Annotated in this window: 14 protein-coding genes and 1 riboswitch; of the genes, 3 read left to right on the top strand and 11 right to left on the bottom strand. The window is 38.2% G+C overall.

All coding sequences use genetic code 11. The annotated features are described in order from the left end of the window. Positions 1–18 precede the first annotated feature (18 nt). Both EG342_RS18195 and EG342_RS18190 read right to left on the bottom strand, forming a co-directional pair. On the bottom strand, positions 19–735 hold the full coding sequence (locus EG342_RS18195) for a ferritin-like domain-containing protein (RefSeq protein ID WP_103292389.1): 717 nt from the start codon (positions 733–735) through the stop codon (positions 19–21). Positions 736–803: 68 nt separating this feature from the next. After that, on the bottom strand, positions 804–1373 hold the full coding sequence (locus EG342_RS18190) for a fasciclin domain-containing protein (RefSeq protein ID WP_103292390.1): 570 nt from the start codon (positions 1371–1373) through the stop codon (positions 804–806). A 390-nt stretch (positions 1374–1763) separates the two neighbouring features. Here EG342_RS18190 and EG342_RS18185 point away from each other — a divergent pair, with 390 nt between their 5' ends. Both EG342_RS18185 and EG342_RS18180 read left to right on the top strand, forming a co-directional pair. Then, the gene (locus tag EG342_RS18185) at positions 1764–2240 is read left to right on the top strand and encodes an RNA polymerase sigma factor (RefSeq protein ID WP_103292391.1); all 477 of its coding nucleotides are present in this window, start codon (positions 1764–1766) and stop codon (positions 2238–2240) included. Between the two features lies 1 nt (position 2241). Beyond that, on the top strand, positions 2242–3051 hold the full coding sequence (locus tag EG342_RS18180) for an anti-sigma factor (protein WP_103292392.1): 810 nt from the start codon (positions 2242–2244) through the stop codon (positions 3049–3051). A gap of 119 nt (positions 3052–3170) precedes the next feature. On the opposite strand, the gene EG342_RS18175 is transcribed toward EG342_RS18180, so the two are convergent. The 8 genes from EG342_RS18175 to prpB all read right to left on the bottom strand — a co-directional run bounded on the left by EG342_RS18175 (position 3171) and on the right by prpB (position 12551). Continuing rightward, positions 3171–3953: an enoyl-CoA hydratase/isomerase family protein gene (locus EG342_RS18175; RefSeq protein ID WP_103292393.1), complete on the bottom strand. Its 783-nt coding sequence runs from the start codon at positions 3951–3953 to the stop codon at positions 3171–3173. 63 nt (positions 3954–4016) lie between these two features. Continuing rightward, entirely contained in the window at positions 4017–4901 is an 885-nt protein-coding gene (gene mmsB / locus EG342_RS18170; RefSeq protein ID WP_103292394.1) for a 3-hydroxyisobutyrate dehydrogenase, read from the bottom strand. A 64-nt stretch (positions 4902–4965) separates the two neighbouring features. After that, the gene (locus EG342_RS18165) at positions 4966–6069 is read right to left on the bottom strand and encodes an enoyl-CoA hydratase/isomerase family protein (protein WP_103292395.1); all 1104 of its coding nucleotides are present in this window, start codon (positions 6067–6069) and stop codon (positions 4966–4968) included. Positions 6070–6154: 85 nt separating this feature from the next. After that, a complete protein-coding gene (locus EG342_RS18160) occupies positions 6155–7315 on the bottom strand; it encodes an acyl-CoA dehydrogenase family protein (RefSeq protein ID WP_103292396.1) in 1161 nt (386 codons plus the stop codon). Between the two features lie 86 nt (positions 7316–7401). Next, positions 7402–8898, bottom strand: coding sequence for a CoA-acylating methylmalonate-semialdehyde dehydrogenase (locus tag EG342_RS18155; RefSeq protein ID WP_103292397.1), 1497 nt, complete (start codon positions 8896–8898; stop codon positions 7402–7404). 74 nt (positions 8899–8972) lie between these two features. Next, complete coding sequence (locus EG342_RS18150; protein ID WP_103292398.1) at positions 8973–10424, bottom strand: bifunctional 2-methylcitrate dehydratase/aconitate hydratase; 1452 nt, start codon at positions 10422–10424, stop codon at positions 8973–8975. A 77-nt stretch (positions 10425–10501) separates the two neighbouring features. Then, complete coding sequence (gene prpC, locus EG342_RS18145) at positions 10502–11656, bottom strand: bifunctional 2-methylcitrate synthase/citrate synthase (protein WP_213083890.1); 1155 nt, start codon at positions 11654–11656, stop codon at positions 10502–10504. Beyond that, positions 11643–12551 carry a methylisocitrate lyase gene (prpB, locus tag EG342_RS18140; RefSeq protein ID WP_103292400.1) on the bottom strand — a complete coding sequence of 303 codons (909 nt, stop codon included), beginning with the start codon at positions 12549–12551 and terminating at the stop codon, positions 11643–11645. The genes prpC and prpB overlap by 14 nt, the downstream gene beginning before the upstream one ends. Before the next feature lie 412 nt (positions 12552–12963). Next, positions 12964–13154, bottom strand: a riboswitch (cobalamin riboswitch). A 451-nt stretch (positions 13155–13605) separates the two neighbouring features. Here prpB and EG342_RS18135 point away from each other — a divergent pair. Beyond that, entirely contained in the window at positions 13606–13857 is a 252-nt protein-coding gene (locus tag EG342_RS18135) for a transporter suffix domain-containing protein (protein WP_103292401.1), read from the top strand. Positions 13858–13908: 51 nt separating this feature from the next. Here EG342_RS18135 and EG342_RS18130 read toward each other — a convergent pair whose 3' ends face one another. Then, positions 13909–14394, bottom strand: a complete 486-nt coding sequence (locus EG342_RS18130) for a hypothetical protein (protein ID WP_103292402.1) — start codon at positions 14392–14394, stop codon at positions 13909–13911. Positions 14395–14446 lie beyond the last annotated feature (52 nt).

Genomic DNA, 14446 nt, shown 5'->3' with positions numbered 1-14446 from the left:
ATATTTGAGGGTGAATGGTTAATTAATACCTCTTTCTTTCCAGGTAAAAGATGTTTTTATAAATCCTCCTGCAGCCATTACAATATCTTTAGGTTCTTTGGCCAGGTCAAGTCCGTTTGCGTCTATTACGTCATCTCCTGAAAAATCTGCAGATCCGGGGTTGATCAGGTTTCGTATTGCCGATGCATGTCTGGCTTCTACTGAAACTATTTTACCGGCAATAACAAGATAATCGGGATTCGAAATATATTTTCCGGCTCCGTTATAAGCTGCTACTCCCGTATCTTCCAATGCTTTTGAAGTCGCTAAAACAGAATTCCTGTCATTAAAATTGACATTAGGATACTGGAATTCTAGTTTTGGGAGAACATTTTGTGTAACACCACTGATTGCCGCTTTGAAGAAGTCCCGGTGAACGACCTCATGATGATAGAGATCCGTGAAAATTTCCTTTTCAATACTGGAAATTCCTGAATAAAAATTATTGACAACTTTGGTATAGAAATCGGCTTCAAGCTGTTCCAGAGCGTAGGCATAATTTAAAATTCCAACATCACCTGTTCCCAGGTCAAAAACCTGATTGTTATTATCCGGAAATTGGAAATCATTATCATCACTACATCCTATCATCGTAAGTCCGGCGATAGCCAGTCCTACTCCACTTAGTTTCAAAAAGTTTCTTCTGTTGGTATCAAGGGTTGCACCCTGATTGGAAACGTGAATTGTTTTTTTCATAATATTAATTTTTAAGTGTTTGATTAGAAAAAACGAAAAAAACAGCATAAGGATATGCTGTTTTAAAACTATGGCATTAACACCGTATCTATTACATGAATTACTCCATTAGACTGATTTACATCAGCTATTGTAACTTTTGCACTATTCCCTTTAGCATCTTTTACATAAAGGTCTTTACCTTTTGTCCAGAATGTAAGTTCTTCACCCTGTACTGTTTTCATCATGCTTTTACCTTTTCCTGCTGCTACTGCTTCCCATATTTGCTTGGCACTATATTTACCGGCCAGAACATGGTAAGTTAATATTTTAGTAAGCATTGCCTTGTTTTCAGGTTTTACTAAGTTCTCTACTGTTCCTTTAGGAAGCTTTGCAAAGGCTGCATCTGTAGGTGCCAATACAGTAAATGGGCCAGCACTTTCCAGGGTTTCTACCAGACCGGCAGCTTTTACTGCGGCAACCAGCGTTTTGTGATCTTTAGAGTTCATTGCATTTTCAATGATATTCTTAGACGGGTACATGGCGGCTCCTCCTACCATAACTGTTTTTTCTTTCATCGTTTGTGCAGTTACCTTTCCACCGAATGCAAATGATAAAGTGACCATTGCTAAAACTGCGATTTTTGATTGTGTGTTCATTGCGTTGATTTTTTTTAATTATTATGAAGTATTTGTGTTCTTACTGTCATTTACGAGGATGGTTTTTATTTAGATTTAAAAAAACATGATTTTTATCATAAAATACTGTTAATCAGGTTAATATTTTTTATTGAATTTAATTTAAACCCCTATAAGATTGCTGTTTTCTGATTGTTTTAAAGAATAGCAAGACCTACATGGTATCCTTTTTAAAAATTTTCACATATTTCTCTGAAATATTGATTGATATAAAAGAATATTTAATTTTCACTTGTGATATCTATAATTTTACTACATTTGAACTGAAAAACAAGAACTATTAAAACAACCTACTCAGAAGAAGAACTTATCGTTTTACTTAAAGAAAAAAACGAAGTTGGTTTTCATTATTTGTATGACCATTATTCTGGGGCATTATATGGTGTGATCCTTCGGATCGTTCAATCTAAAGAATATACCGAAGAAATCATTCAGGATGTTTTTGTTAAAATCTGGAATTCAATCCAGCAATATGATTCTTCTAAAGGACGGTTTTATACATGGATGATTAATATTGCCCGCAATACGGCAATAGATTATCTGAAATCAAAAAGTTTTCAAAACAATCTTAAGAACCAACCGCTTCCGGATTTCGTATATAATACTACAGACTTTTCAATCTCTAATAATTCATCCGATTATATCGGGTTTAATAATGTGCTTGAAGGCCTGGAAACAGATAAGCAGGAACTTATTGATCTTGCCTATTATCAGGGATATACTCAAAATGAAATATCCGAAAAGCTAAAGATACCGCTGGGAACGGTAAAGACGAAAATGCGGAATGCATTGATGAAATTAAAAGATTTGCTAAAAGATTATCAATAAATTGAACACTAAAGAATACATATCATCCGGAATTATAGAATCTTATATTCTAGGCCATGCTTCTCCTGAGGAAGCGGGCATTTTGGAGTGTGTGATGAAAAATAATACTGAAGTAAAGACGGCTTTTGAAGAAGCTCAAAAAACTTTAGAAGAACTTGCCACAGCACAAGCTGTAACGCCTCCAAATGATTTAAAATCTAAGATTTGGGCTAAAATTCAACAGGAACAGACGGTTGAGGAAATAAAACCTGTCGTTTCTACAGATATTCCTGCTGCCAAGCCTCAGGAAGAAATTAAAATTCAGGGAAATAACAATTGGAAAATCTTTTCCATCGCGGCTTCTGTTTTATTTTTATTAAGTATTGCAGGCAATCTTTTCTGGATGAATAAGCAGTCCGGGACAAAAGAGGAAATAGCAAAGATGAAGACAGAAAAGCAATCTCAGGAGTTGGCAATGCAAAAGATGAATCAGAAAATGAAGATGTTTTCCAATCCGGAAATGCAGATGGTCATGCTGCAGGGAGTAGAAAAACATACTGATTCTAAAGCTATTGTATTTTGGGATAAAAAAACGAAGGAAGTTTATTTAAATGCTGAAAGTCTTCCAAAAGCTCCTGAAGGAATGCAGTACCAGCTTTGGGCCATTGCAGACGGAAAACCGGTAAGCGCCGGAATGTATACTGACGAAAAAGACAGCAAAATAGCACTGGCTAATATTCCAAAAGCACAGGCTTTCGCAATAACACTTGAAAAACAAGGTGGAAGCAATGTCCCTACCATGGAAAATATGTATGTAATGGGCGGAGTTTAGCATTGACAAAATAAAAACCCGGAATTTCTTCCGGGTAATCAAATATCGGATTGTAAAAAAATGGAAAATCCTGTTCGTCTTCCATTGTGTTTTCACTCTTAAAGAATGAACAATATTTATTATTCTCCTTTAAAATGAGGTTGTCTTTTTTCTATAAAAGCGCTTATCCCTTCATGATGATCGGTTGTTGTAAACAATTCTCCGAATAAAGCTGCTTCCTGCTGTAATCCTTCTTTAATATGAAGTTCAAATCCTGTATTCAGCGATTGTTTTGCTTTAGCTACGGCGACAGGTCCCCTTGATGCAATGGTTTCAGCGAGTTTCTGAGCTTCATTTAATAATTCTTCAGGAACGATGACACGGTTTACAAAACCAAATTCCTTACACACTTCTGCTGAATAAAATTCTCCGGAAAAAACCATTTCTCTCGCTTTATATAATCCTACAGCCCTGGGCAAACGTTGGGTACCCCCGAAACACGGCAGCAGGCCCAAAGTTACTTCAGGTAATCCGAATCTGGCTTTTTCACTGGCCAATATAATGTCACAGGACAAAGCTAACTCACATCCGCCACCCAATGCAAAGCCGTTTACCGCAGCAATTACGGCAAATGGTAATTCTTCAATGGCATTGAAGGCTGTTTGTGCTGCTATCGAAAAATCTTCTGCCTGCTGTGGAGTCATTTCCTGCATGGCTTTGATATCCGCTCCGGCGACAAAGGCTTTTTCTCCGGAACCGGTAATAATTAATACACGAATATCTCTGTCAGATTTAATGTGCTCTGCAAAGAGTTTCAGTTCTTTTAAAACCTGTTCATTTAAAGAGTTTAATGCCTGCGGTCTATTAATGGTTAAAAGACCGATGTGATTATTTTGTTGATATACCAGTGTTTCGAAATTCATTTTGTTGACTTTAAAAATTAAACCTGAAAGTGATTTTAAAAGCTAAAATAGTATGTCCAGCTTTTAAAGTTCTTTATTTAAGAATTGTATAATACTTGAAAAATCTATTTTCCCGTTTCCGGCTTCACTCCACATTCTGTAAAGATTTAAGGCCGCATTACCCAAAGGAGTCGATGTTTTTGATTCTAATCCCGCTTCTGCTGCCAATCCTAAATCCTTGGTCATTAAATCTACTGCAAATCCTCCCGAATATTCTTTGGATGCCGGAGCATTTTCCATCACTCCGGGATAAGGATTATAGACTTCTAATGACCAGTTTTTACCGGAGCTTTTCTGCATAATCTCACTGAGCACTTTAGCATCCAGACCATGTCTGGTTCCCAGATTAATCGCTTCAGAAGTTCCGATCATATGAATGGCTAATAACATATTATTACAAATCTTGGCTACCTGTCCGGCTCCTGAATTTCCGGCATAAAAGATATTCTGACCCATACATTTCAGGATGGGACGTGCCTTTTCATAATCTTCCTGCTTGCCGCCTACGATAAAGGTTAAAGTTCCTGCTTTAGCACCATTGGTACCTCCGGAAACGGGAGCATCAATCATTTTACATCCTTTGGAGCAAGCCAGCTCAGCCACTGAACGGGCTGTCACCGCATCAATCGTACTGCTGTCAATAATTAAAGTATTGGATTTCAGTTGACTGATGAACTCTTCCGAATACAATTCCGCAACATGTTTACCAGAAGGCAGCATCGATATCACTACATCTGCTTCTTTAGTGGCTTCCAGTGCTGAATTTGCAGTTTGTCCACCGGCAGAAGCCAGCGCTTTTAAAGCTGAATCTGAAAGATCAAAACCAACAACGGTATGACCCTTTTTTACGAGGTTGGCCGCCATTGGACCACCCATATTTCCTAATCCTATAAATGCTATTTTTGACATTTTTTTAGTTAAAAGTTAAAAGTTTTTAAAATCTTGTCAGAACCACTACAAAGAACCTGGAAGGTTAAAGTTTTTCACTTTCCTCTTTCAACTTTCCACTTTTAAGTATCAATTTAAAATAGGAGTCTATCCATTCTTCGGTAATATCATCCCATGTTGCGGGATTCCATTTTGGAGAGAGATCTTTATCAACCAATAAAGCTCTTACTCCTTCTGCAAAATCAGGATGAAGACAGCACTGGCATGAAAGATTCAATTCTGAATGAAAGACTTCTTCTAAGCTTAGATTTCTGCCCTGCTGTAATTGTCTGAAAATGATATGTGCTGAGCTGGGAGATCCTGCTTCAAAGCTTTTTATCCCATTGTTGATCCATTCGTCTTTATCAGGATGATGGGTTAAAATATTTTTAAACTGTTCAACAGATTCTACACCTTCAAATTGCCTGATAAAATACTGATGACCGGCTGCCTGTGATTCAGGAACCGTATGATCTTCAGAAGCTGAATTCAGAATCCCGGAGACTATTTTGTAAGGATCCCCTTTCCAGCTGGTTTGTTCTAAAGCGTTTATAATATTTTGTTTTGAAGACGATTCCACATAATAATCTGCCAGACCTAAAAAAAGGCAGTCAGCACCATCTAATCGCGCTCCTGTCAGCCCAAGATAGATTCCATAAGCTGAAGGCATTTTATTCAAAAACCAGGTACCTCCTACATCAGGATAAAGTCCGATCGTAATTTCCGGCATAGCCAGTTTGCTTTTTTCGGTAACAATACGATGGGAAGCTCCTACCATTAAGCCTATTCCGCCACCCATGACAATACCGTGCCCCCAGACAATGACAGGTTTCGGGTAAGTATGGATATCAAAATCTACCTGATATTCTTTAGAAAAGAAATCATAACAATCCTTCGGAACCTTGGTGTGATCAATATTTCTTTGATCGATTATGGCATCATAAAGCTTTCGGACATCTCCTCCGGCACAGAATGCTTTTTCACCGGCACCCTGAAGGAAAATGCAGACTATTTCATCGGAAGTTTTCCAATCGGTTAACACCGTCTGCAATTCTTCAATCATCGGTAATGACAGGGAATTAAGTGTTTTTTCGGAGTTCAGTGTGATAAACCCTACTCTATTTTTTATCTTGGTTGCTATCCAATTCATTTTGTTTCGTTGAAATTAAAATTGATGTGAAAACGATATTTTCGTCCTGTTTTAAACTTTTGTTAGTGATTTTTACTAAAATAAGTTATCTGATCTGAACCGTTGCTCCTTCTTCCAGAATTTTTCTGGAAATTACCAGCTTCATGATTTCATTAGTTCCTTCCACAATCTGATGTACTCTTGCATCGCGCATCAGCCGTTCTACCGGGAAATCCTGCGTACAGCCATAGCCACCTAATATTTGAAGGGCTTCATTACAGATATTAAAACACATATCTGTAGCCAGTCTTTTGGCCATGGCACAATAGGTTGTCGCATTTGGATCTTTGGAATCGAGTTTAAAAGCTGCTAAATGTATCATTTGCCGGGCAGCTACCAATTCGGTTGCCATATCCGCCATTTTAAACTGAAGCGCCTGAAATTGAGCAAGTGATTTTCCAAACTGCCGCCTTTCATGCATATACTTTTGTGCCAGGCTGATGGCACCTTGTGCAGCTCCTACAGAACATGTTCCGATATTAATACGGCCACCGTCCAGCCCTTTTAATGCAATTTTAAAACCTTCACCCAATTCTCCGAGGAGAAAATCCTCATCTACTTCCACATGATCAAGAAATACAAAACGGGTAGGTTGCGTATTCCAGCCCAGTTTTTTTTCTTTTTCCCCAAAACTGATCCCTTTTGTTTGAGCGGGTACAATAAAAGCACTGATTCCATTGGCTCCAGATTCTCCCGTTCGAGCCATCACAATCAGGATATCGCTTTCTCCGGCTCCTGAAATAAATGCCTTAGTTCCATTGATGATATATTTGTTTCCTTTTTTAACTGCTGTCGTTTTAAGAGCGGCTGCATCTGATCCGGAACCCGGTTCAGTAAGGCAATAAGAACCTAATAATCTGCCGGAAGCAAGTTTGGGACAAAGCTCTTTTCTTATTGTATCTTTTCCAAATTCATCAATCATCCATGAAACCATATTGTGAATGGTAATATATGCTGTGGTCGACGGGCAGGCTGCAGCCAGTTCTTCAAATATAATGGCGGCATCCAGCCTCGACAATCCTAAACCTCCGGAATTTTCTCTGGTATAAATTCCGCAAAACCCCAATTCTCCAGCCCTCGTTATAGCTTCCCTTGGAAATATTTTTTGGGCATCCCATTCGGAAGCAAAAGGAAAAAGTTCTTTTTCGGCAAATCTTCTTGCAGCATCCTGAAAGGCGTGTTGTTCTTCATTAAGGTTAAATTCCATCTTAGTGAGTTGAAAATTAAAAGTTAGAAATTGAAAATGTCTTGATTGAAAGTTGAAAACAATTATTTACCACTTTCCACTTTCAATTATTTCAGACTGATCGTCATATTCACATTACCTCCCGGAACATCTTCCTCGAACCAGCGGGCAGTAATGGTTTTTGTTTCTGTGTAAAAACGAACGCCCTGTTTACCATAAGAATGCAGATCGCCAAAGAAAGATTTTCTCCAGCCTGTAAAAGAGAAAAACGGAAGCGGAACAGGAATAGGAAGATTGACCCCGATTTGCCCTACTTCAATTTCGTGCTGGAATTTTCTTGCGGCAGCTCCTGAATTGGTGAATATAGAAGTTCCGTTACCATAAGGATTGGCATTGATAATTCGGATAGCTTCATTTAAGGTTTGAGCTTTTAACAGTAATAATGCAGGGCCAAAAATTTCTTCTTTATAAATATCCATTTCAACAGATACATTGCTAAATAAAGTTGGTCCTACAAAATATCCGTTTTCATATCCTTCCACATGGCAGTTGCTCCCGTCTAACAATACTTCTGCTCCCTGATCATAGGCTGTTTTGATTAATCTTACCACCTTTTCTTTGGATTGTTTATTGATCAGGGGGCCATATGCTGCAGATTCATCCGACCATACTCCAGGTTTGATCGTACTTAAAGCAGCTTTAATATCATTCACCCAATGTTGCGCTTCTCCCACCAGAACAGCAACACTGATTGCCATGCATCGCTGACCGGCAGCTCCACAAGAAGCTCCAACCAAATTGTTGATCACCTGCTCCTTATTGGCATCAGGCATTACTACCATATGATTTTTTGCACCACCAAAGGCCTGAACCCGTTTCAAATTGGCTGTTCCCGTACGGTATACATGTTCAGCCACCGGAACCGATCCCACAAAAGAAATCGCTTTTATTTCCGGATGATTCAGGATATGATTGACCTGGTCTTTAGATCCATGAACAATATTTAAAACGCCTTTAGGAAAGCCAGCCTGTAGAAACAGTTCTGCCATTTTTATGGAAGTCATAGGTGTTTGTTCAGAAGGTTTTAAGATAAAAGTATTACCACAAGCAATTGCCATGGGGAACATCCATAAAGGAATCATAGCCGGAAAGTTGAAAGGCGTAATTCCTGCACAGACTCCAAGGGGTTGGATGTAACTGTAGGTATCTACACCTCTGGCTACATTTTCTACCGTTTCACCCATCATCAAAGTGGGAATGTTACAGGCATGTTCTACGACCTCGATTCCTCTCCACACATCTCCCATTGCATCGGCAAAAGTTTTTCCGTTTTCTTCAGACAGAATTTCAGCGATCTCTTTTTGATGCTCTTTTAAAAGCTGCTGGTACTTAAGAAAGAATCTTGCTCTTTCCGGAGTGGCTACTTCTTTCCATGTTTTAAAAGCTTCCTGAGCACTTTCTATCGCTTCATCTATCTCTGATAAAAGCGTTAAAGGAACTTCTGCAAGTACTTCTCCGGTAGCCGGATCTTCTACCGGAAGGTGTTCCGTAGTTTTACTTTCCAGAAAGTTTCCATTGATTAATATTTTTACTTTTTGTGACATATTTTTTAGAATTGAAAAATGGAAAGTTGAAAAGTGATTCATAAAATAAAATTCCTTCAACTTTCCATTATTATTTAAATTACCAATAAATCAACAAATTCATTGACATTAAGGTTGATCAGTGTATCATATTCCAATGAATTTTCCAGGACGAGTTTTTGCTGCTTTTCCGGGAAAATACGGGCTAAATTGATCTTATATTTTTTGATCAGCTCTGGAATTCCCTCCTCTCTTCTTCGCTGGTGCCCTATCGGATATTCTACAACGATTTCATCCAGTATAGTTCCGTCATTCAGTTCAACAGTTAATGCATTGGCAATGGAACGTTTTTCAGGATCGTGATAATCTTTAGTAAATTGAATATCTTCTACACATTCGATTTTATCGCGAAGAATATCAATTCTGGCGTCTGAAGCAATGCTATCTTCATAATCTGCGGCAGTGAGCCTTCCGTGAATCATTGGAACGGCAACCATGTATTGAATACAGTGATCGCGGTCTGCGGGATTATTTAAAGGGCCTTTTTTATCGATGATACGGATGGCAGCTTCGTGGGTACGTATCGTAATTTTTTTAATGTCATCTGTTGTTTTTCCAAGGTCTTTTAATCGTGAATGTAATGTCATTGCCGCTTCTACTGCTGTCTGAGAGTGAAACTCTGCAGGGAAAGATATTTTGAACAATACATTTTCCATTACATAAGAGCCGTAATCTCTCTGAAATTTAAATTCGTTTCCTTTGAAAGAAACATCATAGAATCCCCATGTCTTGGCAGTTAAAACAGAAGGATATCCCATTTCGCCTGTTTTTGCGATCAAGGCAAGGCGAACTGCTCTTGAAGTTGCATCACCGGCAGCCCAGGATTTGCGGGAACCGGTATTCGGAGCATGACGGTAGGTTCTCAATGATTGCCCGTCTACAAAGGCTAATGAAACGGCATTGATCAGCTCATCCCGCGTTAGTCCGATCAGCTTTCCTACTACCGCCGTAGAAGCAAGCTTTACCAATAATACATGATCTAAACCTACTTTATTGAAGGAATTTTCAAGTGCAATTACTCCCTGGATTTCGTGAGCCATAATCATTGCTTCCAATACCTGTTTCATTTGTAAAGGTGCTTTTCCTTCTGCAATATGGGTTCTTGACAACCAGTCTGCAGTGGCTAAAATACCTCCTAAATTATCTGAGGGATGTCCCCATTCGGCAGCCAGCCAGGTGTCATTAAAATCCAGCCAGCGGATGATCGCTCCAATATTGAAGGCCGCCTGTACAGGATCCAGCTGAAATTGAGTACCCGGCACTTTGGCTCCATTAGGAACAATGGTACCCTTTACAATAGGACCTATCAATTTAGTGCATGCAGGATAAGTTAATGCTTCCAATCCGCAGCCAATAGTATCTAAAAGACAATAATGCGCCGTTTTCCAGGCTAAGTCATTTTTTATTTCATAGTTTAAAACATAATCCGCAATATCTGCCAATACTTTATCCGGTTGCGGTCTTTCATTTGAAATGTGTGAACTCATTGTATAGTTTTAATTTAGTGGAAAGTTTAAAGTGAGAAATGTTGATATTCCAGCCACTTTAAAATTCTGATTTTCAATTATTTTCTGTTGTTGATCGGTACAAATTCTTTATTTTCAGGACCTGTATAATTGGCACTTGGCCGTATTATTTTTCCATCTTGTCTCTGTTCGATAATATGGGCGCTCCATCCTGTTACTCTTGAAATGACAAATAATGGAGTAAACATAAGGGTTGGCACTCCCATTAAATGATAGGATACAGCAGAAAACCAGTCCAGATTCGGGAACATTTTCTTCTCTTCCCACATGATCGTTTCCAATCTTTCTGCAACATCAAAAAGCAACATATCACCAGCTTCTTCCGAAAGTTCCTTTGCGACTTTTTTAATCACTACATTTCTAGGGTCGGATATTGTGTAAACCGGATGTCCAAATCCGATAATAACTTCTTTACCGGCAATTCGCTGGCGAATATCCTGTTCTGCTTCGTCCGGAGAATTGTAACGGCTTTGAATTTCAAATGCCACTTCATTAGCCCCACCATGTTTAGGACCTCTTAAAGCACCAATAGCTCCTGTAATGGCAGAATAAATATCAGAACCTGTTCCTGCAATAACGCGGCTGGTAAAAGTTGAGGCATTAAATTCATGCTCTGCATACAAGTTTAATGAGATCTGCATAGCTTTTGTCCAGGATTCTGAAGGTTTCTTCCCGTGTAACAAGTGTAAGAAATGGCCGCCGATAGTATCGTCATCTGTTTCTACATCGATCTCTTTACCGTTGTGAGTATAGTGATACCAATACAACAAACCTGAACTGAAAGAAGCTAATAATTTGTCAGCAATATCCCTGGCTCCAGCCATATTATGGTCGTCTTTTTCCGGCTGAATACTACCGATTGCCGATACCATAGAACGCATGACATCCATAGGATGCGCTGCTGCAGGAATACTTTTCAGAATATTTCTTACGGAATGAGGCAACCCTCTTAAAGATTTCAACTTAGCCTTGTAATTTTTCAATTGCGCTTCGGTAGGTAAATGACCATATATTAAAAGATAGGCCACTTCTTCAAATTGAGTTTTCTCAGCAAGATCCAGGATGTCATATCCTCTGTAGTGAAGATCATTTCCGCTTTTGCCGACACTGCACAGAGCGGTATTGCCGGCTGCTACTCCTGAAAGGGCTACGCTTTTTTTTGGTTTGAAGGTTGGTTCATTACTTGTTGACATCATTATTCTTTTTAAAAAGGTTATCTAATTTTTGTTCATAATCATGGTATCCGATGCTTGTATACAATTCTTCCCTGGTTTGCATCGTGCTGAGTACATGAGCTTGTGTACCATCTTTCCGGATATGTTCGAATACATTTTGAGCCGCTTTGTTGGCTGCACGGAAAGCAGATAACGGATAGAGGATTAATCCTACTCCGGCATTTTTAAGCTCATCAACAGTGTACATCTTTATCATTCCAAATTCTGTGATATTGGCTAATACAGGAATTCCTGTAGCCTCTACAAATTTTCGGTAAAAACTTAAATCAGGAACAGCTTCTGCAAAAATGAAGTCGGCTCCGGCATTTTTATAAGCTACTGCTCTTTCTATCGTTTTTTCTAATCCTTCACCTGCAAAGGCATCTGTTCTGGCGCCAATTACAAAATCATCGTCCGTTCTGGCGTCTACAGCAGCTTTTAACCTATCCGACATTTCTTCTTTGCTTACAATTTCTTTTCCGGGACGGTGGCCGCAACGTTTGGCTCCCACCTGATCCTCAATGTGTAAAGCAGCAGCACCGGCTTTGATAAGAGATTTGACTGTTCTGGCTACATTAAATGCTGAAGGCCCAAATCCTGTGTCTACATCCACCATTAAAGGCAGATCGCATACGTTGGTAATCCGTTGGATGTCGATTAAAACATCTTCAAGAGTAGTGATTCCCAGATCAGGAATTCCTAACGACCCGGCAGCAACTCCTCCTCCTGAAAGGTAGATTGCATTAAAGCCTGTCTGTTGTGCCAGTAATGCATGATTGGCATTGACAGTTCCTACAATCTGAAGAGGGTTTTCTTTTTTCATGGCTTCCCGAAATCGTAATCCGGGAGACCCTGAGCGTTCATTTTTAGTCATTTTAATATGTATAATTTAGTTGAATAGATGTAGCAGAAAATTATTTGTATAGGGATAGCCGGCTGGAAAAACCGACCCAATTAAAATATGAATGAGGGCAAAAATTTAAACCTAAAAAGCTTATTTTAAATGATTTTCCTATCTCTACCTGATAATTCAGATCGGGATGAATGTAATATCGTGTTTGCATATCCTCAATTTTTTAATGGTTAAACCTGTAAAAATTCTTATTGAGCTTCACGATAACTTTAAGGGAAAAGAAAATTGAAGAAAGGGAAATACGATAAATAGACACAATAATGCAGCTTTACTGCAATATTTATCTAAAAACGAATAACATGATTAGAAATATTGTTTCACAATGTTATCTGTACCGTATCATACCTGACTATAAGCTTCAGACCGCGAAAGCATCGTCAATTCGAAATAGGCAGGTCTCCTGACTTGTAACAGTTTTTATCGTCCTTCCCATTTACCGGAGCAAACAGTGGACATGATTGGATAAAAACCTTGGTGTTACTTACAGTTGCGCGACAGTTCGTGATTTGCACACGATTCCCTTTTAATACACGGCTAAGTGTAACCAGTTTCGGTTGATAAAGAAGGTGTTAAGAACTCCTTGGTGGTAAATATAGCCATTTTATTGAAACAGCCGCACCGGGATTTGTTTTTTATTGTAAAAAAGCTTTAAACCATTGAAAATATGAGGGATATTTTGTTTTTATCTTTTGTTTTTATAAGTAAAAAGCAATCAATTTTGGAAATGTTTATAATTTTTTAACACCAAAATTATGCGATGAATAAAAGATGATAATGTACCTTTTATTTTTTTGAGCAAAATAATATTAAATATTTATGAATTTTTAAAATAGATTTCAACCTTTTGGATGATTCGAATTAAAAGTACTTTTTATTTATTCTTTTTGAAAAAGATATTCAATCTGATTTCAAGTTATAAAAATGACACTTCATCGCCATGAATATACACTTGGCTTACAAAACGTACAGATTGTATAATTAAAATAAGTTGCTTTGTCATGAAAAAACCAACAAAATGTCGAAGGAAAAGTATAATTTAAAAAGTAAGCTGGAATACACTTTTCTGGGAATCGGAACATTATGTTTAGTAGGAGTTCCGATTCTTTCTTTTATGGATTTTCCGGATAAGGCGGCCACGGTTTTAGTGATATTGATTATTGGTGAAGCTTTATTCCTCATCACCATTACTTTATCGGGAAAAGATTATATGGAAAAAATAAAAGAATCGCTGTCTGAATTCTTCTTTTTTAAAAGGAAAAAAAGATAAAAAAAGACAGAAAAAGTCGGTTAAACCACTTTTTCTGTCTTGCAAGAATTGTTATAAAGAAGATATATATACTTCTATTTTTGTTCCGTCATAATTAAAGGTTCCGTCTTCGTTCATTTTGCCTAAAACCCAGCTTAGATCTACAGCTTCATTCCATCCTGATCCCAGCTTAAAGCCATTTACAGATCGGATATAATCCATATTTCCTGTTGTAATTGCTGAATGAAAAAAAGTTTTATCTATTAATCTGTAGAATCCTACGGCCTTTCCTTTTGGAATCACGGAATATCCGTCCCATTTTTCTCCTCCTAAATAATTGAATTTTCTCAGCCAAGCCTGGCCGGTAGATTCTGCAAGTTCATTGGGACTTATACTGGCGCCTCGCATGTAGAGCGTGTAAGCTACTACATCATGACAAACTCCGGTGTTATACTTTACAATATTTTCTAAGCCTGAAAGAAGGGCATTAGCAACCGGTACTCTATCTGAAGAATCTAACTGAGCTTTTCTGGCTCCTTCTGGTGTTATGAATGACATATTAATATTTTTTTGGTGTATGTAAATATACCAATTTTAAATTAAATGTTTA

The organism is Chryseobacterium lactis (assembly GCF_003815875.1).
In the GTDB taxonomy this organism is placed as follows: domain Bacteria; phylum Bacteroidota; class Bacteroidia; order Flavobacteriales; family Weeksellaceae; genus Chryseobacterium; species Chryseobacterium lactis.
Note: the sequence above shows the minus strand (reverse complement) of the source record. Positions and strands in the feature narration are given on the sequence as shown.